The 23562-nt window shown below is 65.5% G+C and carries 18 protein-coding genes; 3 read left to right on the forward strand and 15 right to left on the reverse strand.

Going from position 1 to position 23562, the window contains the following annotated elements:
• Window positions 1-334 precede the first annotated feature (334 nt).
• Window positions 335-2296, forward strand: coding sequence for a M23 family metallopeptidase (locus HNQ66_RS19125; protein ID WP_184145780.1), 1962 nt, complete (start codon window positions 335-337; stop codon window positions 2294-2296).
• A 54-nt stretch (window positions 2297-2350) separates the two neighbouring features.
• Here HNQ66_RS19125 and clpB read toward each other — a convergent pair whose 3' ends face one another.
• The 14 genes from clpB to HNQ66_RS19195 form a co-directional block, all read right to left on the reverse strand.
• Window positions 2351-4957, reverse strand: coding sequence for an ATP-dependent chaperone ClpB (gene clpB / locus HNQ66_RS19130; RefSeq protein ID WP_184145868.1), 2607 nt, complete (start codon window positions 4955-4957; stop codon window positions 2351-2353).
• A gap of 216 nt (window positions 4958-5173) precedes the next feature.
• The gene (locus HNQ66_RS19135; RefSeq protein ID WP_184145781.1) at window positions 5174-5839 is read right to left on the reverse strand and encodes a DUF4167 domain-containing protein; all 666 of its coding nucleotides are present in this window, start codon (window positions 5837-5839) and stop codon (window positions 5174-5176) included.
• Between the two features lie 330 nt (window positions 5840-6169).
• Complete coding sequence (gene prmC, locus HNQ66_RS19140) at window positions 6170-7042, reverse strand: peptide chain release factor N(5)-glutamine methyltransferase (protein ID WP_184145782.1); 873 nt, start codon at window positions 7040-7042, stop codon at window positions 6170-6172.
• Entirely contained in the window at window positions 7039-8121 is a 1083-nt protein-coding gene (gene prfA / locus HNQ66_RS19145; protein ID WP_184145783.1) for a peptide chain release factor 1, read from the reverse strand. Before prfA ends, prmC begins: the two co-directional genes overlap by 4 nt.
• 21 nt (window positions 8122-8142) lie before the next feature.
• Complete coding sequence (ptsP, locus tag HNQ66_RS19150; RefSeq protein ID WP_184145784.1) at window positions 8143-10410, reverse strand: phosphoenolpyruvate--protein phosphotransferase; 2268 nt, start codon at window positions 10408-10410, stop codon at window positions 8143-8145.
• Window positions 10411-10499: 89 nt separating this feature from the next.
• Window positions 10500-11774, reverse strand: coding sequence for an aspartate kinase (locus HNQ66_RS19155; RefSeq protein ID WP_184145785.1), 1275 nt, complete (start codon window positions 11772-11774; stop codon window positions 10500-10502).
• Window positions 11775-11987: 213 nt separating this feature from the next.
• Window positions 11988-13709, reverse strand: coding sequence for an ABC transporter substrate-binding protein (locus HNQ66_RS19160; protein WP_184145786.1), 1722 nt, complete (start codon window positions 13707-13709; stop codon window positions 11988-11990).
• A 75-nt stretch (window positions 13710-13784) separates the two neighbouring features.
• Window positions 13785-14204, reverse strand: coding sequence for a DUF2160 domain-containing protein (locus HNQ66_RS19165; RefSeq protein ID WP_184145787.1), 420 nt, complete (start codon window positions 14202-14204; stop codon window positions 13785-13787).
• The gene (locus HNQ66_RS19170; protein ID WP_184145788.1) at window positions 14204-15049 is read right to left on the reverse strand and encodes a carbohydrate ABC transporter permease; all 846 of its coding nucleotides are present in this window, start codon (window positions 15047-15049) and stop codon (window positions 14204-14206) included. Before HNQ66_RS19170 ends, HNQ66_RS19165 begins: the two co-directional genes overlap by 1 nt.
• Before the next feature lie 14 nt (window positions 15050-15063).
• Window positions 15064-15930, reverse strand: a complete 867-nt coding sequence (locus tag HNQ66_RS19175) for a carbohydrate ABC transporter permease (protein ID WP_184145789.1) — start codon at window positions 15928-15930, stop codon at window positions 15064-15066.
• A 3-nt stretch (window positions 15931-15933) separates the two neighbouring features.
• Window positions 15934-17004 (reverse strand): ABC transporter ATP-binding protein, encoded by a 1071-nt coding sequence (locus HNQ66_RS19180; protein ID WP_184145790.1) that lies wholly within the window; start codon window positions 17002-17004, stop codon window positions 15934-15936.
• A 10-nt stretch (window positions 17005-17014) separates the two neighbouring features.
• Entirely contained in the window at window positions 17015-18097 is a 1083-nt protein-coding gene (locus tag HNQ66_RS19185) for an ABC transporter ATP-binding protein (RefSeq protein ID WP_184145791.1), read from the reverse strand.
• A 43-nt stretch (window positions 18098-18140) separates the two neighbouring features.
• Window positions 18141-19658 carry a glycerol-3-phosphate dehydrogenase gene (gene glpD / locus HNQ66_RS19190; RefSeq protein ID WP_184145792.1) on the reverse strand — a complete coding sequence of 506 codons (1518 nt, stop codon included), beginning with the start codon at window positions 19656-19658 and terminating at the stop codon, window positions 18141-18143.
• Window positions 19659-19772: 114 nt separating this feature from the next.
• Window positions 19773-20543 carry a DeoR/GlpR family DNA-binding transcription regulator gene (locus HNQ66_RS19195; RefSeq protein ID WP_184145793.1) on the reverse strand — a complete coding sequence of 257 codons (771 nt, stop codon included), beginning with the start codon at window positions 20541-20543 and terminating at the stop codon, window positions 19773-19775.
• Window positions 20544-20687: 144 nt separating this feature from the next.
• Between HNQ66_RS19195 and HNQ66_RS19200 the strand changes: the two genes are divergently transcribed.
• Window positions 20688-21458, forward strand: a complete 771-nt coding sequence (locus tag HNQ66_RS19200; protein WP_184145794.1) for an SDR family NAD(P)-dependent oxidoreductase — start codon at window positions 20688-20690, stop codon at window positions 21456-21458.
• Window positions 21459-21515: 57 nt separating this feature from the next.
• Here the strand turns inward: HNQ66_RS19200 and acuI are convergent, their stop codons facing one another.
• Window positions 21516-22511 (reverse strand): acrylyl-CoA reductase (NADPH), encoded by a 996-nt coding sequence (gene acuI, locus HNQ66_RS19205; RefSeq protein WP_184145795.1) that lies wholly within the window; start codon window positions 22509-22511, stop codon window positions 21516-21518.
• A gap of 102 nt (window positions 22512-22613) precedes the next feature.
• On the opposite strand from acuI, the gene HNQ66_RS19210 reads away from it, so the two are divergent.
• Complete coding sequence (locus HNQ66_RS19210) at window positions 22614-23507, forward strand: LysR family transcriptional regulator (RefSeq protein ID WP_184145796.1); 894 nt, start codon at window positions 22614-22616, stop codon at window positions 23505-23507.
• Window positions 23508-23562: the final 55 nt, after the last annotated feature.

The raw sequence follows: 23562 nt of genomic DNA on the forward strand, positions 1-23562 counted from the left end.
AAACCTTAGAGCGAGTGAACTGGCCGCCAGAAGCGCCCAACGCCCTCTCGATGAGCGGCGTTATAAGCCCACCCCCAGCGATACGTCAACAGGGGATGTGACATTTTTTTGAAAATTTCTTCGCAGGCGGTGCGTTTGGCTTTCGCTTGCCCGTGAAAGTCCCGCCGTTCCGGCATTTTCCCCCTGCCGGCCCCGCCTATCCCCTTTCCGCCCTCAGAAATTCACAATCCCCGCCTCTAGAGGAGAGAAGGCGGGCGTGATTTGACTCGCATGCCCTCCTGCGTGCATGGTCGCGCGCTGAAACCCATTGGCGAAACAGGCGAAGCATATCGGCATGACGACCGACCGGAACATGATCCGATCCCTCGGCAACGAGCCGCCGATCCTCGCCGACGGGCGCAAGGCGCCCGACCGCCGCGAAATCTCCCTTCGCTGGCTCTCCGGCACGTTCCTCACCGGCATCACCTCCTCGATCCTCATGGGAGTCGCGCTTTTCGCCGCGCTCGACGGACGCCAGCAGCTCGCCATCCCGGCCGAAGCCTTCGCGGCGCTTGGCGTTTCCAACCCCGCAAGCAAGTCGGGCGAGACGGCCAAGCGGGGCGAGCGGGTTCTCGAGCCTGCCATCGTCGCAAAGCCGTCCGACAAGAAGATCATGGAAATCTCCACCATGATCCATGACGGCGAGAAGGAGGTCGTGCGCCGCCAGCCCTTCGCCCATGTGAAGATGGCGCTTGCCGCCAACCATGCGGCCAGCGAGGATTATCCGCGCTTCGACCCGCTCGCGATCTTCTCCACCAGCGACAAGGATGCCACGCCCGCCGCCTCGCGGATGGGCACGATCTACGGCTCGGACGTGGAATCGGAGGTGGCGCTGCAGACCGAAGCCTTCCCGACCGGCGGCTCGGCGCTCGACTATGCCGACCAGATGTCGCTGGAAGAGGTCGAGGAGAACGTGCGCACCAACGGCTCGGTGCTGACGGACGGCGACACGCAGGTCGCCTCGCTCTATTACGTCGACCCGCAGCGCTTCGCGTCCGAAGGTTCCGACATCGATCTCCTGCAGGGCCTGTCCGCCCGCATCGTCGAGGAGAACATGAGCGTGTCGACCTTCGACACGCCGACCTCGAACGACACCGAATATGCCGACGACGTGATCCCCGTGCGCCGCGGCGCCGATATCGACCAGATCATGACCGCCGCCGGCTACACCAAGGCGCAGGCCGACGACCTTGCCAACTATCTCGAAGGCGAGCTCGGCAGCCGCGAGCTTGCCGAGGGCGATGTGCTGCGCATCTGCGTTGCCCAGCAGAGCAAGGAAGCGAGCATCGTGCGGGCGAGCGTCTATACGCGCGGGCGCCATGTGGTGACCGCCGCGCTCGACGACAACGGCCGCTTCGTCAACGGCGCGGAACCGCCGCCGCTCGATGCCGTCGGCACGGCCTTCGACGACGACGACCGGCCGACGATCCTTGCCGGGCGCGACCTGCCGCGCGTCTATGACGGCATCTACCGCGCCGCGCTTTCCTACGGCATGGGCCAGGACATGACGGCGGAGATCATCCGCATCCTCGCCAGCAACGTGGATTTCCAGGCGCAACTGCGCCCGACGGATTCGCTGGAGGCCTTCTTCTCCGTCAGCGACCAGAACGGCATGGCGACGGCCGATTCGGAGATCCTCTTCCTCGACGCCAAGTTCGGCGACACGGAAACCCGCGTCTACCGCTTCCAGAACCCGGACGACGATTCCGTCGACTACTATGACGAGGACGGCAAGAGCATCCGCCAGTTCCTGCTGCGCAATCCGGTCCCGAACGGCGTCTTCCGCTCCGGCTTCGGCATGCGCCGCCATCCGATCCTCGGCTTCTCGCGCATGCATACCGGCGTCGACTGGGCCGCGCCCCGCGGCACGCCGATCATCGCGGCCGGCAACGGCGTCGTCGAGAAGGCGGGCTGGGATTCGGGCGGCTACGGCAACCAGACGCTGATCCGCCATGCCAACGGCTACGTCTCCTCCTACAACCACCAGAGCGCCATCGCCAAGGGCATCAAGCCGGGCGTCAAGGTGCGGCAGGGCCAGGTGATCGGCTTCGTCGGCACGACCGGCCTTTCGACCGGCCCGCACCTGCACTACGAGCTGATCGTCAACGGCAACAAGGTGGATGCGCTGAAGATCCGCCTGCCCGGCGGCAAATCGCTGGAAGGCAAGGCCCTCGCCCAGTTCGAGACCGAGCGCAAGCGCATCGACGACCTGCTCGGCCATGACGAGGACCAGACCGAGGTGGCGGAAACCCGCTGACGAAAAAAGCGCGGGGACCGGCCCCGCGCCTTATTCTTTCACCGATGACCGATCTCAGGCGGCCTTGCTGACCGACGCATTGCGCGCCGTGAACAGCAGCCGGTCGGAACCCGCCGTCACCTTGACGATCGAGCCGTCCGGAATCTCGCCGGCGAGGATCTTCTCGGCCAGCGGGTCCTGAAGGTGCTTCTGGATCGCCCGCTTCAGGGGACGCGCACCGTAGACCGGGTCGTAGCCCTTCTCGGCCAGCCAGTGCACGGCCTCCTCGTCGAGATCGAGGACGATCTTGCGATCTGCCAGAAGCGCACGCAGGCGTTCCAGCTGGATATCGACGATCGCGCCCATTTCCGACCGCTTGAGACGGTGGAACAGGATGATGTCGTCCACCCGGTTGAGGAACTCCGGCCGGAAGAAGGTCTTCACCACCTCCATGACCTGGTCGCGGGCGCTTTCGCTGTCCTCGTTCTCGCCGAGCGCCGTCAGGTATTCGGCGCCGAGGTTCGAGGTCATGATGATCATCGTGTTGCGGAAGTCGACGGTGCGGCCCTGGCCATCGGTCAGGCGGCCGTCGTCGAGGACCTGCAGGAGCACGTTGAAGACATCCGGATGCGCCTTCTCGATCTCGTCGAACAGCACGACCTGATAGGGCCGGCGGCGGACGGATTCGGTGAGCGCACCGCCCTCCTCATAGCCGACATAGCCGGGAGGCGCGCCGATCAGCCGGGCCACGGAGTGCTTCTCCATGTATTCCGACATGTCCATGCGCTGGATCGCCGTCTCGTCGTCGAAGAGGAAGCGGGCGAGCGCCTTGGTCAGCTCCGTCTTGCCGACGCCCGTCGGCCCGAGGAAGATGAACGAGCCGATCGGCCGGTTCGGATCCTGAAGGCCGGCGCGCGAGCGGCGGACGGCACGGGAGACGGCCTGCACGGCATCGCCCTGGCCGACGACCCACTTGGCGAGCTCGTCTTCCATCCTCAGCAGCTTGTCGCGCTCGCCTTCCAGCATCTTGTCGACCGGAATACCGGTCCAGCGGGAGACGACCTGCGCGATGTTGTCGGCGGTCACAACCTCCTGCACCATCGGGTCCACGTCGCTCGCATCGCGGCCTTCGGCGTCCTCCAGCTCCTTTTCGAGCCTGGGGATGATGCCGTAGGCAAGCTCGCCGGCACGCTGGAACTCACCCTTGCGCTGGGCGATGGCAAGCTCGTTGCGCAGCTCGTCGAGCTGGCGCTTCAGGTCCGCGGCGCGGCCGAGCTTGGACTTTTCCGCCTGCCAGCGCGCGGTGAGCGCAGAGGCTTCCTCTTCCAGCGCGGCAAGGTCGATCTCGAGCTTTTCGAGACGGTCCTGCGAGGATCGGTCGGTTTCCTTCTTCAGGGCCTCGCGCTCGATCTTGAGCTGGATGATGCGGCGGTCGAGCTCGTCGAGCTCCTCCGGCTTGGAATCGACCTGCATGCGCAGCCGCGAGGCGGCTTCGTCCATCAGGTCGATGGCCTTGTCCGGCAGGAAGCGATCCGTGATGTAGCGGTTGGAGAGCGTGGCGGCGGCAACGAGGGCCGAGTCGGAGATCCGGACCTTGTGATGCTGCTCGTACTTCTCCTTCAGGCCGCGCAGGATCGAGATCGTGTCCTCGACGGTCGGCTCGTCCACCATGACGGGCTGGAACCTTCGTGCGAGGGCGGCGTCCTTTTCGACATGCTTGCGGTACTCGTCGAGCGTGGTCGCACCGACGCAGTGCAGCTCGCCGCGGGCGAGCGCGGGCTTCAGCAGGTTCGAGGCGTCCATCGCCCCTTCCGCCTTGCCGGCGCCGACCAGCGTGTGCATCTCGTCGATGAAGAGGATGATCTCGCCGTCTTCCGCCTGCACTTCGGCAAGGACGGCCTTCAGGCGTTCCTCGAACTCGCCGCGATACTTCGCACCGGCGATCAGCGCGCCCATGTCGAGCGCCATCAGCTTCTTGTCCTTCAGGCTCTCCGGCACGTCGCCGTTGACGATGCGCAGCGCAAGGCCCTCGGCGATGGCGGTCTTGCCGACGCCGGGCTCGCCGATGAGGACGGGGTTGTTCTTCGTGCGGCGCGAGAGGACCTGGATCGTGCGGCGGATCTCGTCGTCACGGCCGATCACCGGGTCGAGGCGGCCTTCGCGCGCGTCGGCGGTGAGGTCGCGGGCGAACTTCTTCAGCGAATCGAAGCCCTGTTCCGCGCTCGCCGTATCGGCGGTGCGGCCCTTGCGGATATCGTTGATGACCTGGTTGATCGCCGTCGGCGTCACACCGGCCTTGGCGAGGATATCGGCGGTCGCGGCGGATTTCTCGATGGCGAGCGCCAGCAGCAGCCGCTCGACGGTGACGAAGCTGTCACCGGCCTTCTTGGCGGCTTCCTCGGCGGTCGAGAAGACCTTGGCGAGCGGCTGGGAAAGATAGACCTGGCCGTTGCCGCCGGTCACTTTCGGCAGCTTGGCAAGGGCGGCGTCGTTGGCGATCCGCGCTTCGCGCGCATTGCCGCCGGCCCGCTCGATCAGCGATGCGGCCATGCCCTGCTCGTCGTCGAGCAGCACTTTCAGGACGTGCTCGGGCGTGAACTGCGGGTTGCCGTCGGCAAGCGCCTTGGTCTGGGCGGATTGCAGGAAGCCGCGCACGCGCTCGGAGTATTTTTCGATATTCATCATCTGCCTCCATAACTCGGCCGGCCCTTCGAGGCACCGACCGACGATTCAGGATAGGACTCCCGTCAAGGCAAGCCCTTCGCTGGAGGATATGGTGGAGGCCCGCGCCAAATTAAAGGGAGGCGCCTGCCCGCTCCGGCGGATTTTTTGGAGCCGGACTGCACAAACGCAAGAACCCGGCACAAGGCCGGGTTCCCGATGGAATGGAAGCGAAGCTTACTCGGAAGCGGCTTCGAGCGCCGGAGCGTCGTCGCCGGCCGGCTGGCCGTCCTCGCCCCCGGCCTGGCCTTCGCCGCGGCGCGGGCGGCGCGGACGGGCGGCATTGCGGCGGCGCGGCTGGCGGCCGGCGGCCGGAGCGGCGCCTTCCTCTTCGAGCGCGACTTCCGCCGGCGTGCCTTCGATCACCGGCTGCGGGCCGGAGCCGTCGACCACGGTCCGCTCGGCGGCCGGAGCCGGAGCGGGCGCCGCAGCGGCGGGCGCCGGGTGATCCTCGACGGGCGTCGAATCGATCTCGTCGTCCCGGTCGTAGCCGTCGCGATCATTGAAGTCGTGCCGGTCAGCATTGTCGGAGCGCTCGTCACGCGGGAAGCGGTCCTGCATCTGCGCCTGCGCGGCGGCAATGATGCGGTTGTAGTGCTCTGCGTGCTGCAGGTAGTTTTCCGCCATGACGCGGTCGCCGGCGCTCTGTGCGTCGCGGGCAAGCGCAGAATATTTCTCGGCGATGTGCTGGGCCGTGCCCCTGATCTTCACGTCCGGACCCGAGCTGTCGTAGGTCCTCGTCAGGGGATTGCCGCCCTTGCGGTGGTTGTTGTTGCTATTGTTGTTATTATTATTGTTGTTATTACGCCCGCGGCCGCGCTTGTTTTGCTGTCCTGGCCTCATATGTCACTCACCTAACGTATCCATGTATCGATGATTCGTGTCTTCGCGCCTGATCGGGACACGCCAGATCAAGCATCCTTACCCGCGGGCGAACCACGTCGGTCGGTGGTCCTGTCGCCGTAAGACGTCAAATTAACAGGTACCCGCACAGGGCAGTCTTCAACCCTAGCAACTCTTCGAGAGAGCAATCCTCGCGATCGGGTCATGCGGAGCAAATCGCCGTGCCATGACCTCTTGCCCGGTGCGTGGCCGCAACCTAGCCCGCTTCCTTCACAATTCCAAGCCTTTTCTTTGCGGTCGCGGAAATTGCTGCGCTCATGCAGCAATATCTCAAGCAACCGCCGGTTTCGAAAAGACGAGGACACGGTCGTTGCCGCCGAAATCCTTCACCGCTTCAAGGCGCACGAAACCCTTTTCGTGCATGAGCGCAGTGACGCTTTCCTTCTGGTCATAACCGATTTCGTAAGCCACAAGGCCGTTTTCCCGAAGATGGTCGCCCGCCGCGGCGGCGATGGTGCGATAGGCATCAAGCCCGTCTTCACCGCCGTCCAGTGCCAGGATCGGATCGTAGAGCCGGACATCCTCGTCCAACATTCCGACCACGGAGCGGACGATATAGGGCGGATTTGACACGATGATGTCGAAGGCCCCGGTCACGGCTGAAAACCAGTCGCTTTCGACCGTCTCGAAGCGGTCGGCGACACCGTTGATATCGGCATTGCGCCGCGCTGTTTCAAGGGCGCCCGGCGAAAGATCGGCGCCGACGCCCGTCGCGCCGGGCACGAGATCGAGGAGCGCAAGGCAGATCGCCCCCGTGCCCGTGCCGAGATCGAGAATGCGGCAGCTCCCCCTCTCCGCCACCATCCGCCGCGCATGGGGCACGAGCGTATCGACGAGGATTTCCGTATCCGGCCGCGGCTCCAGCGTCTCCGGCGACAGGAGAAGGTCGAGCCGGGAAAAGGCCCGCCGGCCGAGGATGCGATGCACCGGCTCGCGCGCCGCGCGCCGGGCAAGCGCCGCCTCGATCGCCGAGACCTCACTGGCATCCAGCATGCGGGCGCCGTCCGTCACGAAGGCGGTGGAGGAAAGGTCGAGAATGCCGCCAACCAGCGCACGCGCATCCTGCGCCGCCTCGGCTATGCCCGCCTCGGAAAGCCTGCGCCGCGCGTCGGCCAGCATTCCGGCAAGCGTCACGCCGCTCATCGGCCCTGTTCGCCGAGCTGCGCGAGAAGGCCCGCCTGGTAGTCGGCGAGCAGTGCGTCCACCACCTCGTCGATCTCGCCCACCATCATCCGGTCGAGCTTGTAGAGCGTCAGGTTGATGCGGTGGTCCGTCACGCGGCCCTGCGGGAAATTGTAGGTGCGGATGCGCTCGGAGCGGTCGCCGGAGCCGACCTGGCTCTTGCGGTCGGCCGAGCGCTCGCTGTCGGCGCGCTGGCGCTCCATGTCGTAGAGCCGCGAACGCAGGATCTGCATGGCCTTGGCGCGGTTCTGGTGCTGCGACTTTTCCGAGCTCGTCACGACGAGGCCGGTCGGAAGATGCGTGATGCGCACGGCCGAATCGGTCGTGTTGACGTGCTGGCCGCCGGCGCCCGACGAGCGCATCGTGTCGATGCGGATGTCCTCGGGGCGGATCTCGATGTCGATCTCCTCGGCTTCCGGCAGCACGGCGACGGTCGCGGCCGAGGTATGGATGCGCCCGCTCGCCTCCGTCTCCGGCACCCGCTGGACCCGGTGGACGCCCGATTCGAACTTCAGCTTGGCGAAGACGCCGCGCCCGGTGATGGTCGCGATGATTTCCTTGTAGCCGCCGGCCTCGCCTTCGCTCGACGAGATGACCTCGACCTTCCAGCCATGGGCGGCGGCATAGCGCTCGTACATGCGGAAGAGGTCGCCGGCGAACAGCGCGGCTTCCGAGCCGCCCGTGCCGGCGCGGATTTCGAGGATCGCGCTCTTCTCGTCCGCCGCATCCTTCGGCAGGAGAAGGATCTGCATCTCCTTCTCGAGGCCTTCGAGGCGCTCCTTGAGCTCCGGCAGCTCCATCTCGGCGAGGTCCCGCATCTCGCGGTCCGTCGTCTTGTCGGCAAGCAGCGTCTCGAGGTCGGCGATCTCGCCCCTCACCTTCTCGTATTCGCGCACCTTGGTGACGACCGGCTGGAGCTCGGAATATTCCGAGGCGAGGCGCACATAGGTCTCCGAATCCGGGCCCGCCGACATGCGGGCCTCGATCTCGCCGAAACGGCGTTCGAGTTCGCGCATCTTTTCAACGGGAAGCGTGGCCACCGTTCGACTCCAATCAGATCGTTAAAGCGGAATGCCGTTCTCGGCCGCAAAGTCCGTCAGGATCTGGCGGATCGAGACGGTGGGCTTCGTGTCGTCGAGCGCCGGCGTCAGCACGGCCTCCAGCCTGCCTGCATCGAGCGACAGCAGCATCGACTTCACGGGGCCGAGCGCCGTCGGCGACATCGACACGGAGCGGAAGCCGATGCCGAGCAGCGCCATGGCCGAGATCGGCTTGCTCGCCATCTCCCCGCAGAGCGTGACCGAGGTGTCGTTGCGGACCCCGGCCCTGACGATATCGCGCAGGATGCGCAGGAACGGCCTGCCGAGCGTGTCGAAACGGTCGGAAACGCGGGCATTGCCCCGGTCGACCGCCATGGCGAACTGGAAGAGGTCGTTCGAGCCGACCGAGACGAAATCCACCTCGGCCATCAGCTCGTCGAGCTGCCAGAGCAGCGCCGGCACTTCGAGCATGGCGCCGAACTGCAGCTTCTTCGGCAATTGCTCGCCGAGCTTCGACTGGCGCTGGATTTCCTTCTGCAGAAGGTGGCGGACCTCCTTCAGCTCCGAAACCTCCGTCACCATGGGCAGCATCAGCCGGAGATCGGCGCCCGCGGCCGCGCGCAGCATGGCGCGAAGCTGGGTGCGCAGGAGGCCCGGCCGGTCGAGCGACAGGCGGATGGCGCGCCAGCCGAGGGCAGGGTTCTCCTCCTCGGCCGCGCGGAAATAGGGCACGACCTTGTCGCCGCCGATGTCGAGCGTGCGGAAGGTCACGGGGCGCCCGCCCGCATGCTTCAGGACGTTGCGGTAGAAATCTTCCTGCTCCTCGGCCTTCGGCATGGTCGAGGCGATCATGAACTGGAGCTCGGTGCGGAAGAGGCCGATGCCGGAGGCGCCCGATTCGTTGAGATGCGGCAGGTCTACGAGGAGGCCGGCATTCATCTGCAGATTGATCGCCCGGCCATCCTTCGTCACCGGCTCGACGGCACGCAAGGCCCGGTACTGCTCCTGCCGGCGGGCGCGGAAGCGCACCTTCTCCTCGTAGGAGCGCTGGAGGTCCGGCATCGGGCGCAGATGTACCTTCGCATCGTCGCCGTCGATGATGATCGGATCGCCGTTCTCCGCCAGCGCCACCGCACCGACCGCTTGGCCGACGACGGGGATGCCCATGGCGCGCGCGACGATGATGACATGGCTGGTGACGGCGCCCTCTTCGAGCACGAGGCCGCGCACGTTCTGGCGCGGATAGTCGAGCAGCTCGGCCGCACCCATGGCGCGCGCGACGACGATGGCGTCGTTCGGGAAGCTGCTGGCCGAGAGTTTTGCGCCATAGCCGGTGAGCTGGCGCAGGAGGCGGTTCGCAAGATCGTCGAAATCGTGCATGCGCTCGCGCAGATAGGGGTCCATCAGGCGGATCATCCGCGCCTTGGTCTCGCTCTGCACGCGCTCGACGGCGGCCTCGGCCGTCAGGCCGTTGCGGATCGCCTCTTCGAGCTTCCTCACCCAGCCGCGGTCGTGGGCGAACATGCGGTAGGTCTCCAGCACCTCGCGGTGCTCGCCCTCCATCGACACCTCGCGGCGCGACAGCATGTCGTCGATGGAGATGCGCAGCGAGCCGAGCGCCTCGGCAAGCCGGCCGAGCTCGTGCTCGGAATCCTCGTTGAGCAGGTTGGTGACGACGATGCGCGGCTCGTGCAGCACGACATAGCCGAGGCCGATGCCCTCGCCGAAGCTCGCCCCCTCGATGGCGACGGGGCGGGAAAGGTCGAGCTCGAGGCCGGGCCTTGTGAGCTTCTTCAGCTCGCCGGTCGCCACCATTTCCGCAATCACCATCGCCGTCGTCTCAAGCGCCTCCACCTCGTCTTCGCGGTAGGTGCGGCTCGCCTTGTTCTGCACGACAAGCACGCCGAGCGCCCTGCCGGTGCGCAAGATAGGAACGCCGAGGAAGGAGTGGTAGATCTCCTCGCCCGTTTCCGGCAGATAGGTGAAGGCGGGATGCGACTGGGCGTCGGAAAGGTTGAGCGGCCGGGCGGAGGCCGCGATCGTGCCGACGAGGCCCTGGCCCATCTTGAGCTGGGCAAGGTGGACGGCGCTCGGATTGAGGCCTTCGGTCGCGTAGAGTTCGAGGACGCCGTCGGAGCGCAGCACGTAAACGGAACACACTTCCGCGACCATGTTCTGCGCGATCTGGCGCACGATCTGGTCCAGGCGTTCCTGCGGCTCCAGCGGCTCCGCCATGAGTTCGCGCAGCCGCTTGAGAAGAACGCGCGGGCCCGCGGAGAGGTCTCTCATCGCGTGGCGTCTCCCGAAAATGACGTTACCCCACACCGGCGCGCGCCGCGCCGGCGATCCCCATGGATCGGCGCCGAGTCGGCCGGTCCTTACTTCTTATCGAGACCGTAGACGGAATGCAAAGTCCGAACGGCGAGTTCGGCATAGGGGCCGTCGATCAGGATGGAAATCTTGATTTCCGAGGTGGTGATCGCCTTGATGTTGATGCCCTTGTCGGCAAGCGCGCGGAAGGCCGAGGCGGCGACGCCCGCATGGCTGCGCATGCCGATGCCGATGACGGAGACCTTGACGAGGCCCGTCTCGTGCTGGATCACGTCGAAGCCGACCTGTTCCTTGGCGCCTTCCAGCACCTTCAGCGCCTTCTCGACGTCGCCGAAGGGAACCGTGAAGGTCATGTCGGTCTTCGAGCCGTCCTCGGAGATGTTCTGGACGATCATGTCGACATTGATATGGGCCTCGGCCAGCGGGCCGAAGATCGCGGCCGAAACGCCCGGCCGGTCGGCGACGCGGCGGAGCGAGATCTGCGCTTCATCCTTGGCATAGGCGATGCCGGTTACGACTTCCTGTTCCACGATCTCATCCTCATCACAAATCAGCGTACCGGGCGGGTTCAGAAGATCGCCCATGCCCGGCGCATCGGGATCCTCGAAAGACGAGCGGACGAAGGTGCGCACCTTGTGCACCATGGCAAGCTCCACCGAGCGGACCTGCAGCACCTTGGCGCCGAGCGAGGCCATTTCGAGCATTTCCTCGAAGGCGATCTTCTTCAGGCGCCGGGCCTTCGGCTCGATGCGCGGATCGGTCGTGTAGACGCCGTCGACATCGGTATAGATGTCGCAGCGATCCGCCTTGACGGCGGCGGCGATGGCGACGGCGGACGTGTCCGAACCGCCGCGGCCGAGCGTGGCGACGCGGTTGTCCGGGCCGAGGCCCTGGAAGCCGGCGACGACGGCGACCTGGCCCTCGCCCATGCGGCGCACGATCTCCTCGCCTTCGATTTCGAGGATGCGTGCGGCGCCGTGCGCGTTGTCGGTGCGGATCGGGATCTGCCAGCCCTGCCAGGAGCGGGCGTTGACGTCCATCGACTGGAGCGCGATGGCAAGAAGGCCGGCGGTGACGAGTTCGCCCGAGGCGACGATGGCGTCGTATTCGCGCGCGTCGTAGAAGGGCGAGCTGGCGCCCGTCACCTTCGGCATGTTCTGCACCCAGGCGACGAGCTCGTTCGTCTTGCCGGACATGGCCGAGACGACGACGGCGACCTCGTGGCCGGCATCGACCTCGCGTTTCACATGGCGGGCCACATTGTGGATACGGTCGAGGTCGGCGACGGACGTTCCGCCGAATTTCATCACGATGCGTGCCATGGGTGTACCGCTGTTTTCGATGTTCGCGCGAGCGCGCGGGGAAACCGCGGGGTTCTTAGCGGAAGACCCCGCGCTGTGCAATGCATGGAATCCGGCAAATGGCCGCAGCGCGGAAACGAAAAGACCCGCGCTCCTTGCGGGGCGCGGGCAAAGGGGATCGGATTTCAAAATCGGCTGCGGGCGGCAAAAGCCGTCCGCGACCCTGTCAGCTTCTTACTTCTGCCAGCTCTTGACCAGTTCGTCGTAGTTGACGGTGACCGGCTTTTCCTTCTCGTTCTCGATCTTGAGCTGCGGAGCGAGGTTGCCCTTGGAAACGGCATCCTTGTTCCAGTACTCGAGATCGTGCTCCTCGGCGAGCTTCGGGCCCATGTCGCCCTGAACGCCGGCGCGTTCGAGGCGGCTCAGCACCTTCTCCTGCTCCGCGCACAGCGAATCCATGGCTTCCTGCGCCGTCTTGGCGCCGGAAGCGGCATCGCCGATCGCCTGCCACCAGAGCTGGGCGAGCTTCGGATAGTCCGGGATGTTCGTGCCGGTCGGCGACCACTGCAGGCGGGCCGGCGAACGGTAGAACTCGATCAGGCCGCCGAGCTTGGGCGCGCGGTCGGTGAACGACTGGTGGTCGAGCGTCGACTGGCGGATGAAGGTGAGACCGACATGGCTCTTCTTCACGTCGACGGTCTTGGAGGTCACGAACTGCGCATAGAGCCAAGCGGCCTTGGCGCGGTCGTCCGGAGTGGACTTCATCAGCGTCCAGGAGCCGGCGTCCTGGTAGCCGAGCTTCATGCCGTCCTTCCAGTAGACGCCATGCGGGGACGGGGCGAAGCGCCACTTCGGCGTGCCGTCGGCATTCACCACCGGCAGGCCTTCCTTCACGAAATCGGCGGTGAACGCCGTATAGGTGAACATCTGCTGCGCGATCTCGCCCTGCGAGGGAACGGGACCGGATTCGGAGAAGTTCATGCCGCCTGCCGACGGCGGGGCATAGGCCTTGATCCAGTCGAGATACTTCTGGATGGCATAGACCGAGGCCGGGCCGTTGGTGTCGCCGCCGCGCGCGACGCACGAGCCGACCGGACGCGAGTTCTCGTCGACCTTGATGCCCCATTCGTCGACCGGCAGGCCGTTCGGGATGCCCTTGTCGCCGTTGCCGGCCATCGACAGCCACGCATCGGTGAAGCGCCAGCCGAGCGAGGGGTCCTTCTTGCCGTAGTCCATGTGGCCGAAGACCTTCTTGCCGTCGATCTCGCGGCCGGTGAAGAATTCGGCGATGTCCTCATAGGCCGACCAGTTGACCGGCACGCCGAGATCGTAGCCGTACTTCGCCTTGAAGTCGGCCTTGTTCTTCTCGTCGTTGAACCAGTCGTAGCGGAACCAATAGAGGTTCGCGAACTGCTGGTCGGGAAGCTGGTAGAGCTTGCCGTCCGGCGCGGTCGTGAACGACTTGCCGATGAAGTCGTCGATATCGAGGTTCGGGTTGGTGACGTCCTTGCCTTCGTTGGCCATGAAGTCGGTCAGCGCGCGGGCCTGCTGGTAGCGCCAGTGGGTGCCGATCAGGTCCGAGTCGTTGACATAGGCGTCGTAGATGTTCTCGCCCGACTGCATCTGCGTCTGCAGCTTCTCGATCACGTCGCCCTCGCCGATGAGGTCGTGCGTGATCTTGATGCCGGTGATCGCGGTGAAGGCGGGCGCCAGCACCTTCGATTCGTATTCATGCGTGGTCAGCGTTTCGGAGACGACCTTGATGTCCATGCCGGCGAACGGCTTGGCGGCGTCGACGAACCACTGCATTTCCTTTTCCTGGTCGGCACGCGAGAGCGACGACAGGTCGCCGATTTCCGAATCCAGGAACTTCTTTGCGGCATCCATGTCCGCGAATGCGGAGCCGGTAAACGCCAGCAGCATGACTGCCGTCGTCATCAGAAGTTGCTTTCGCATTTTGTCCTCCCTTAAGGTTTTGCGATTGCAAGTGCGAAGGCCCCTATGTCTCCCCGGGGCCTCCGTTCGATTGCCCTAGACGAAGCGGAATACGCCGATGGCGTAGACCACGGACAGGGCAAGAGCCCACCACAGGTTGGGACCGACGAGGCCCAGCCATGCGAGTTGGATGAATGCGGAACCGAGCAGCGACACGAAGAGCCGGTCGCCGCGGGTCGTCTCGAAGCGCAGGATGCCGACGCGCGGGGCGCCGCCCGGCCGGGCATATTCCCACACCGCCATCAGCGCGATGAGAAGGAAGATCGTCAGGAAGAACATGGCGGTCGGGAACGACCAGGCCATCCATCCCCCCGGGATGAGCGTGGCGAACCAGTCGCGCGCGCCATCCTTGACGGGCAGCGCCATGACGAGCAGGACGACGGCGGCGGCGTAGATCGCCAGCACGGCGGCGAGCGCCACGGGCCAGCGGGTGTTGCGGTTGGCGACGGCGGCCATCAGACCCTCCCCAGGGCGAAGCCCTTGGCGATGTAGTTGCGGACGAAGTAGATCACGAGCGCGCCGGGAATGATGGTGAGCACCCCGGCGGCGGCGAGCACGCCCCAGTCCATGCCCGAGGCCGAGACCGTGCGCGTCATCGTGGCGGCGATGGGCTTGGCGTCCGTCGTCGTCAGCGTGCGGGCGATCAGGAGCTCGACCCAGGAGAACATGAAGCAGAAGAAGGCGGCCACCCCGATGCCCGAGGCGATCAGCGGCACGAAGATCTTCGTGAAGAAGCGCGGGAACGAGTAGCCGTCGATATAGGCCGTCTCGTCGATCTCCTTCGGCACGCCCGACATGAAGCCTTCGAGGATCCACACCGCCAGCGGCACGTTGAACAGGCAGTGCGCGATGGCGACGGCGATGTGCGTGTCGATGAGGCCGAAGGCCGAATAGAGCTGGAAGAAGGGCAGCGCGAAGACGGCCGGCGGCGCCATGCGGTTGGTGAGCAGCCAGAAGAACAGGTGCTTGTCGCCGAGGAAGCGGTAGCGCGAGAAGGCATAGGCCGCCGGCAGCGCCGCGGAGACCGAGATGACCGTGTTCAGCACCACGTAGATGATGGAGTTGATATAGCCGGAATACCAGGCCGGATCGGTGAAGATGACGGCGTAGTTGTGCAGCGTCGGCTGGCGCGGCCAGAGCGTGAAGGCCCCGGTGATCTCCGTGTTCTCCTTGAAGCTCATGTTCACGAGCCAGTAGATCGGCAGCATCAGGAAGACGATGTAGAGCGTCGGCACGATCCAGGAGAGGTTGCGTTTCGCACCCGGCTGGACGGTGTTTGCGGTGATTGCCTGTGAGGTCATGGGTCTCTCCTCCCTCACGCCTGGTCGTCGCTGCTGGTCATGACCGTGTAGAAGATCCACGACAGCAGCAGGATGATCAGGAAGTAAATGATGGACATGGCCGCGGCCGGGCCGAGGTCGAACTGGCCGATCGCCATCTTGACGAGGTCGATCGAAAGGAACGTGGTCGAGTTGCCGGGGCCGCCGCCGGTGACGACGAAGGGCTCGGTGTAGATCATGAAGCTGTCCATGAAGCGCAGGAGGAAGGCGATGAGCAGCACGCGCTTCATCTTCGGAAGCTGGATGTAGCGGAACACGGCCCAGCGCGAGGCGCCGTCGATCTTGGCGGCCTGGTAATAGGCCTCCGGGATCGAGACGAGGCCGGCATAGCACAGCAGCACGACGAGGCTCGTCCAATGCCAGACGTCCATGACGATCAGCGTCACCCAGGCGTCGAACACGTCGTTGACGTAGTTGTAGTCGAAGCCGATGCCGTCGAGCACGCGGCCGAGCAGGCCGATGTCGACGCGGCCGAAGACCTGCCAGATCGTGCCGACGACGTTCCACGGGATGAGCAGCGGCAGGGCCATCAGCACGAGGCAGACCGGCACGCCGAGACCCTTCTTGGGCATGTTGAGCGCGATCAGGATGCCGAGCGGGATTTCCAGGGCGAGGATGATGGCCGAGAACAGGAGGTTGCGCCCGAGCGCCTCCCAGAATCGGTCGGAGGCGAGCACCTGGGCGAACCAGTCGGTGCCGGCCCAGAAGAAGGCGTTGTTGCCGAAGGTGTCCTGCACCGAATAGTTCACCACCGTCATCAGCGGGATCACCGCCGAGAAGGCGACGAGCAGCAGCACCGGCAGGACCATGAACCAGGCCTTGTTGTTCCAGGTCTTGTTCATCGGTCAGCCCTCCCTGCCGACACGCCAGCTATCGGCGTAGATGTTGATGGCGGCGGGATCGAAGGTCACGTGCGGATCGGCGGGGATCTCGCCATCCTCCGGCACGACGATGGCGATCGGCTTGCCGACAAATTCGGCGCGCACGATCTTCTGGCGGCCGATATCCTCGACCTTGCCGATCGAGACGGGCATGCCCTCGCGCGACAGCGTGATGAATTCCGGCCGGATGCCGAGCTCGGTCTTCGCGCCGGCGGAAACCGCGGGCGCGTAGTCGAGCGTGATCGTCTCCTCGCCGACCCTGACGGCGCTGCCGTCGATTGCGGCCGGCAGCACGTTCATGCCGGGCGAGCCGATGAAATAGCCGACGAAGGTGTGGCTCGGCTTCTCGAAGAGTTCGGCGGGCGTGCCGATCTGCACGATCTGGCCGTCGTACATGACGACGACCTTGTCGGCGAAGGTCAGCGCCTCGGTCTGGTCGTGCGTGACATAGACCATGGTGAAGCCGAACTGGCGGTGCAGCTTCTTGAGCTGCGAGCGCAGCACCCATTTCATGTGCGGGTCGATGACGGTCAGCGGCTCGTCGAAGAGGATCGCGTTGACGTCGCTGCGAACGAGGCCGCGGCCGAGCGAAATCTTCTGCTTCTGGTCGGCGGTGAGCCCGCGCGCCGTCTTCTTCGCCCAGCCGGCAAGGTCGATCATTTCCAGAATCTCGCGCACGCGGCGGTCGACTTCGGGCTCGGCCACCCCGCGATTGCGCAGCGGGAAGGCGAGATTGTCGTAGACCGTCATCGTGTCGTAGATGACCGGGAACTGGAAGACCTGCGCGATGTTGCGCTCCTGCGTCGACAGGTACGTCACGTCCTTGCCGTCGAACAGGATGCGGCCTTCCGAAGGTTGCAGGAGGCCCGAGATGATGTTGAGCAGCGTGGTCTTGCCGCAGCCGGACGGGCCGAGCAGCGCATAGGCGCCGCCGTCGTTCCATTCGTGATGGACTTCCTTCAGCGCATAGTCGGCTTCCGACTTCGGCTTTTCGCCGTAGGCGTGGCGGATATGGTCGAGATTGATGCGTGCCATGGTCCCCTCCTCAGGCCGCCGCGGCCGCGGGCTCGGCAATCGCCCTGCCGTCCGCGCCGAAAGCCATCAGGTGGCGCGTGTCGACATGGACGGTGATCACCGCGTCCGGCTCGATGTCGTGGATGCCCGGCGCGAGCATCACCCAGCGGGTGCCCTCGAACTCGATATGGATGAAGCTTTCCGACCCCGCGATCTCCGAGATCGCCGTGCGCACCGAAAGGGGCGCGGCGGCGGCGTTCTGGCGCGTGAGCGCCAGGTGGTGCGGATGGAAGGCGATGGTGCACGGCCCTTCCGGCACGCCGGCAAGGTGCGCCGGCACCGGCAGAACCGGCTTGTCGCCGATCTCGAAATGGCCGCCTTTCCGCGTGACCGTGATCGTGTTGAGCGGCGGGTCGGCGAAGGTGCGGGCCGTAACGAGGTCGTTCGGCCGGCGATAGACCTCGATCGTGGGGCCGAACTGCGTGATGCGGCCTTGCGACAGCGTCGCCGTGTTGCCGCCGAGAAGCAGCGCCTCGGAGGGCTCCGTCGTCGCATAGACGAAGATGGCGCCGGACGCGGCGAAGATCTTCGGAAGCTCCAGCCGCAATTCCTCGCGCAGCTTGTAGTCGAGGTTGGCGAGCGGCTCGTCGAGCAGTACGAGGCTGGCATTCTTGACGATGGCGCGGGCAAGCGCCGTGCGCTGCTGCTGGCCGCCCGAAAGGTTGAGCGGCGTGCGGTCGAGATAGGGCGTCAGCTTGAGGAGATCGGCCGCCTTGCGCACCTCGCGGTCGATGGTCGCGGCATCGGCGCCCTTGATGCGCATCGGCGAGGCGATGTTCTCGTAGACGGTCAGCGCCGGATAGTTGATGAACTGCTGGTAGACCATGGCGACGCCCCGGTCCTGCACGCGCACGCCCGTCACGTCCTTGCCGTCGAACCGGACGGAGCCGGAGGTCGGCTTGTCGAGGCCGGCCATCAGCCGCATCAGCGAGGTCTTGCCGGACAGCGTCGGGCCGAGCAGCACGTTGAGCGAGCCGCGCTCCAGCACGAGGTTCGTCGGATGGATATGCGTTTCCGCCCCCGACACCTTCGCGATGTTTCTGAGTTCAAGCATTCATGTCTCCAATGTTCCTCCCAGCCACCGGATCGCGCGGCGGCTAATGCGGGGCGGCAGGCGCCCCGGCCATGTAGTCTTCCAGCGCGGCCGCCTCGGCGGCCGTCAGATGCAGGCCCCTCTTGGTCCGCCGCCACAGCACGTCCTCGGCGTGCCGGGCCCATTCCTCGTGCATCAGCCAGCGCACCTCGCACTCGTAGAGGTCGCTGCCGAAATGCCGCCCGAGATCCTCGATGCGGCTCGCCCCGTCCAGCATGGCCGCCGCCCGCGTGCCGTAGAGCCGCACGAGCCGCCGCGCATGGGCAGGCGAAAGGAAGGCGAAGCGCTTCGCAAGCGAGCGCACCTCGGCGTCGAAACCGTCGATGGCGAAATCGCCGCCCGGCAGGCGCGAGCGCGCCGTCCAGCGCTCGCCCTTGGCGCCGATCGCATCGCCGATCTTGTCGAGCGCGGATTCGGCAAGGCGCCGGTAGGTGGTGAGCTTGCCGCCGAAGATGTTGAGGAGCGGCGCCTGGCCGCTCTCGCCGTCGATCTTCAGCACGTAGTCGCGCGTTGCTTCCTGCGCCTTGCTGGCCCCGTCGTCGAAGAGCGGGCGCACGCCGGAATAGGTCCAGACGATATCGTCCCGCTCGACCGGCTCGGCGAAATATTCGCTGGCCGAGGCGCATAGATAGTCGATCTCCTGGTCGCTGATGCGCGCCTCGCGCGGATCGCCCTTGTAGTCCCGGTCGGTGGTGCCGATCAGCGTGAACTCTTCCTGGTAGGGAATGGCGAAGATGATGCGCCCGTCCGGATTCTGGAAGAAATAGGCGCGCGGATCGGAGAATTTCTTCTTCACGACGATATGGCTGCCCTGCACGAGGCGGACATTGTGCACGTCGTTGCGGCCGAAGGCGGAGGACAGGACCTTGTCCACCCAGGGGCCGGCGGCATTGACCAGCATGCGGGCGCGGACGGTCTCGCGGTCGCCCGTCTCGACATTCTCCGTCTCGACGTTCCAGTGGCCGTTCTCGCGCCGGGCGGCGACCACCTTCGTGCCGGTGCGGATATCCGCGCCGCGGTCGGCGGCATCGCGGGCGTTGAGCACGACGAGGCGCGCATCGTCCACCCAGCCGTCGGAATATTCGAAAGCCTTGCGGAAGAGCTTCTTGAGCGGCCCGCCCGCCGGGTCCCTGGCAAGGTCCAGCGTCGCGGTCGCCGGCAGGAGCTTGCGCCCGCCGATATGGTCGTAAAGGAAGAGGCCGAGGCGGATGAGCCAGGCCGGACGCAGGCCGCCCTTCTGGAACGGCAGCACGAAGCGCATCGGCCAGATGACGTGCGGCGCCATGGCCCAGAGCACTTCGCGCTCCATCAGCGCCTCGCGCACGAGGCGGAATTCGTAATGTTCGAGATAGCGAAGACCGCCGTGGATGAGCTTGGTGGAGGCCGAGGACGTGCCGGAGGCGAAATCCTTCATCTCGGCAAGCACGACCGAATAGCCGCGACCCGCTGCATCGCGGGCGATGCCGCAGCCATTGATGCCGCCACCGATGACGAAAATATCGCGGATCACGTCGCCGTCCAATGTCCCCTCCCATTTCGCATTGCACAATCCTGCGCAGTTGCGAAAGCAAGGAGAGTTAAAACGAAAACATTCCGAATGTCAAACGAATGTAGATAGAAATAGCAGGCCCCTGTGTCAGGCCTGTGAAGCGGTCTCCACGAGCCGGACGTCGTGCTCCTGGCAAATGACGCGAATCCCCTCGAAAGGACAGCTATCCGTGATGAAGGTGTGGACCTGCGAGAGGTGGCCGATGCGCACCGGCGCGGTCCTTTCGAATTTCGTCGAATCCGAAACCAGGATGACGTGGCGGGCATTGGCGATGATCGCCTGCGCCACCTTCACCTCGCGGTAGTCGAAGTCGAGCAGCGCGCCGTCCTCGTCGATGGCCGAGACGCCGATCACGGCATAGTCCACCTTGAACTGGCGGATGAAATCGACCGCCGCCTCGCCGACGATGCCACCATCCGCCCCGCGCACGACGCCGCCGGCGATCACCACCTCGATCGAGGGATAGACGCGCAAGCGGTTGGCGACGTTGATATTGTTGGTGATGACCATCAGCTCGCGATGTTCGAGCAGCGCCTCGCCCACGGCCTCGGTCGTCGTGCCGATATTGATGAAGAGCGAGGAATTGTCCGGGATCATCGCCGCGGCGGCGCGGCCGATCGCCTGCTTCTCCGGCGCGGCGATGGAGCGGCGCGCCTCGTATTTCACGTTCTCGTTGCCGCTCGGAAACAGCGCGCCGCCATGGATGCGCGTCAGCGCCTTGCTGTCGCAAAGGTCGTTGAGGTCCTTGCGGATGGTCTGCGGCGTCACGGAGAAGCGCGTGGCAAGATCCTCCACGAGCACGCGGCCCTCCGCCTTGGCGAGATCGAGGATCTCCGCCTGGCGACCCGTTAGAAACATCGGCACCTCCCATTGCTTTCGTTTGGTTTCATAATATGCAAAAACGAAAGTACATCAATTGATCGATCCTGCCTTCTTGGAGAGCGCCCCGCTTTTTGTGATACTGGGCGAAGGCAGGCCGCGGCGATACCGGGAGGAAAGCGCATGTTTCATCCGTCTCTGTTCAAGGGCGCCAATGTCGTCGTCACCGGCGCGGGCCGCGGCATCGGGCTGGAGATCGCGCGGCAGTTCCTCGATTGCGGCGCCCATGTGCTGCTGCACGGCGGGCGCGCCGCCGCAGGCCCCCTGCCCGATTTCCTGGAAAACGCCGTCGCGGAGGCCCGCGCCCACGTCGTCTATGCGGATTTCCTGGAGGAAGGCGGCATCGGCGCGCTGCTGCAGCGGGTGGACAGCCTCTTCCCGCATGTCGACGTGCTGATCAACAATGCCGGCACCATGGTCGGCCGCTTTCCCGCGGCGGACCTCACGGACGAGCAGTACGACACCGTCGTGCGCCTCAACCAGACCTCCGTCGTCGAGGTAACGCGCGGCCTGCTGCGCTCGCTGCGCCGTGCGCCCCATGCCGCCATCGTCAACACCGTCTCGATCTCGGCGCTGACGGGCGGCAGCCCGGGCTCGGCCATCTATTCGGCCACCAAGGCCTTCGTCTCGACCTATTCCAAGGGTCTTGCCCGGGAGCTTGCGCCCGCCGGCATCCGCGTCAACTGCGTCTCGCCGGGCACCATCACCACCGATTTCCACGCGCGCTATTCCTCGGCGGAAAAGCTGGAGGCGACCCGCAAGACCATTCCCCTGCAACGCCTCGGCACGGCGGAGGACTGCGCCCCCGCCTATCTCTTCCTCGCCTCCAACACGCTCTCCGGCTACATCACCGGCCAGGTGCTGGAGGTGAACGGCGGCCAGCTCATCTGCTGACGATTTCTCCACGCAATTCCGAACGCAAAACCGCTTCACACTTTTGCTGGAATTGCTTCAGGAATTGACGTCCACGACGACGCGTCCCTTCACCTTGCCCTCGAGAATCCGGTTCGCAAGCTCCGGCAGGTCGGAGAGCCGGTGCTCGACCACCATCGCCTCCAGCTTGTCCATCGGCAGGTCGCTTGCGATGCGGTTCCACGCATCGACGCGCTGGTCGTAGGGCCGGTTGACCGAATCGATGCCGAGGAGGCTCACGCCGCGCAGGAGGAAGGGGATGACCGTGAAGGAGGGCACGGCGGCGCCCGCCGCAAGCCCGACGGCGGCGACCGCCCCGTCATATTTCATCTGCTTGAGCACCCGCGCCAGCATGTCGCCGCCGACCGCATCGACCGCACCCGCCCAGCGCTCGGATTCGAGCGGCTTGCCGCTCGGCTCGGCAAGCTCGGCGCGCGGGACGATCGTTTCCGCGCCGAGCTCCTTCAAGTAACCGGCCGTTTCCGGACGGCCCGTCACGGCGGCAACCGAATAGCCGAGCCGGGAAAGAAGCGTGACGGCGACCGAGCCGACGCCGCCGGCAGCGCCCGTCACCAGCACCTCGCCCTTCAGCGGCGAAAGCCCGGCCTTTTCCAGCGCGATGACGGAGAGCATGGAGGTGAGGCCCGCCGTGCCGATCGCCATAGCCTGTCGCGTGGAAAGCGTATCGGGCAGCGGCACCAGCCAGTCGGCCTTGACTTTCGCCCGGCTCGCATAGCCGCCCCACCAGACCTCGCCGACGCGCCAGCCGGTCAGCACCACCCGGTCGCCCGGCCGGTAGCGCGGATCGTCGGAGGCCTCCACCGTGCCGGCGAAATCGACGCCCGGCACATGCGGGAAGGTGCGCACGAGCCCACCCTTGCCGTTGATGCAGAGCCCGTCCTTGTAGTTGAGCGTCGAATATTCGACGGCGACCGTCACGTCGCCGTCCGGAAGCCGCGAATCGTCGAGTTCCTGAACCGAAGCGGCGACCGCGCCGTCCGCGCCCTTCTCGACCAGCAATGCTTGAAACGTCATGGCTTCCTCCTCGTCCTCATTTCGATGCTTTAGATATAGGGCGCGGGGCATTGGTGCCGCCACTGTTCTTTTGTATCAAGAGCCCGGAGGCGCAGTTTCCCGATGATAGACAAGCTCGAATATTTCATTGCGCTCGCCCGCGAACGGCATTTCGCCCGGGCGGCCGAGGAGCTCGGCATCTCCCAGCCGACGCTCTCGGCGGCGATCCGCCAGCTGGAAGGCCAGCTCGGCGTGATGCTCGTCGTGCGCGGCTCGCGCTTCCGCGGCCTGACGCCGGAAGGCCAGCGCGTGCTCGAATGGGCGCGCCGCATCGTCGGCGACACCCGCACCATGCGCGAGGAGATGCGCGCCGCCCGCACCGGCCTTTCCGGCCATATCCGCCTTGCCGCCATCCCGACGACGCTCGCCATGGTGCCGCGCCTCACCGCGCCCTTCCAGGAAAAGCACCCCGACGTCACATTCTCCATCACCTCCACCACGTCGATCCGCATCCTCGGGCTTCTGGAAAACCTCGAGATCGACGCCGGCCTCACTTATCTCGAGAACGAGCCGCTCGGCCGCGTCACCAGCGTGCCGCTGCTGCACGAGCACTATTGCCTCATCACCGCCAGGGGCGGCCCGTTTTCCGATCGCGAAAGCGTGACCTGGCAGGAGGCCGGCAGCATTAGGCTTTGCCTATTGACCGCCGACATGCAGAACCGCCGCATCATCAATCGCCACCTTGCCGATGCCGGCGTGAGCGCCGAACCCTCGCTCGAATCCAACTCGATGATCGTGCTGCTCTCCCATGTACGCACCGGCCGCTGGAGCAGCATCATGCCGCGCAACGTGGCCCATTCCTTCGGATTTCATGAGGAATTAAGTATAGTTTCGCTCGTCGAGCCGAATCCGGAACATACGGTCGGCCTCGTCGCCACCCACCGCGAGCCCTTCACCCCTCTCGTCTCCGCCCTCTTGCACGAGGCGCGCATCCTCGCCGAGAAGGGCATGGATTGATAGGAAATTTCTATTGATTGACGGGACAGCTTTATTGACCCGTCGTCTCCCGCCT

Origin of the sequence: Shinella fusca (assembly GCF_014203155.1) — a bacterium.
GTDB lineage: Bacteria > Pseudomonadota > Alphaproteobacteria > Rhizobiales > Rhizobiaceae > Shinella > Shinella fusca.

Coding starts and splice junctions, on each gene's coding strand:
- clpB (WP_184145868.1), bottom strand. CDS start 4,957: ATGAATATCGAAAAATACTCCGAGCGCGTGCGCGGCTTCCTGCAATCC.
- HNQ66_RS19125 (WP_184145780.1), top strand. CDS start 335: ATGACGACCGACCGGAACATGATCCGATCCCTCGGCAACGAGCCGCCG.
- prmC (WP_184145782.1), bottom strand. CDS start 7,042: ATGAGCGGCGTGACGCTTGCCGGAATGCTGGCCGACGCGCGGCGCAGG.
- HNQ66_RS19175 (WP_184145789.1), bottom strand. CDS start 15,930: ATGAACAAGACCTGGAACAACAAGGCCTGGTTCATGGTCCTGCCGGTG.
- HNQ66_RS19180 (WP_184145790.1), bottom strand. CDS start 17,004: ATGGCACGCATCAATCTCGACCATATCCGCCACGCCTACGGCGAAAAG.
- HNQ66_RS19135 (WP_184145781.1), bottom strand. CDS start 5,839: ATGAGGCCAGGACAGCAAAACAAGCGCGGCCGCGGGCGTAATAACAAC.
- HNQ66_RS19155 (WP_184145785.1), bottom strand. CDS start 11,774: ATGGCACGCATCGTGATGAAATTCGGCGGAACGTCCGTCGCCGACCTC.
- HNQ66_RS19195 (WP_184145793.1), bottom strand. CDS start 20,543: ATGTTTCTAACGGGTCGCCAGGCGGAGATCCTCGATCTCGCCAAGGCG.
- HNQ66_RS19210 (WP_184145796.1), top strand. CDS start 22,614: ATGATAGACAAGCTCGAATATTTCATTGCGCTCGCCCGCGAACGGCAT.
- HNQ66_RS19200 (WP_184145794.1), top strand. CDS start 20,688: ATGTTTCATCCGTCTCTGTTCAAGGGCGCCAATGTCGTCGTCACCGGC.
- HNQ66_RS19160 (WP_184145786.1), bottom strand. CDS start 13,709: ATGCGAAAGCAACTTCTGATGACGACGGCAGTCATGCTGCTGGCGTTT.
- HNQ66_RS19170 (WP_184145788.1), bottom strand. CDS start 15,049: ATGACCTCACAGGCAATCACCGCAAACACCGTCCAGCCGGGTGCGAAA.
- HNQ66_RS19165 (WP_184145787.1), bottom strand. CDS start 14,204: ATGGCCGCCGTCGCCAACCGCAACACCCGCTGGCCCGTGGCGCTCGCC.
- HNQ66_RS19185 (WP_184145791.1), bottom strand. CDS start 18,097: ATGCTTGAACTCAGAAACATCGCGAAGGTGTCGGGGGCGGAAACGCAT.
- acuI (WP_184145795.1), bottom strand. CDS start 22,511: ATGACGTTTCAAGCATTGCTGGTCGAGAAGGGCGCGGACGGCGCGGTC.
- ptsP (WP_184145784.1), bottom strand. CDS start 10,410: ATGAGAGACCTCTCCGCGGGCCCGCGCGTTCTTCTCAAGCGGCTGCGC.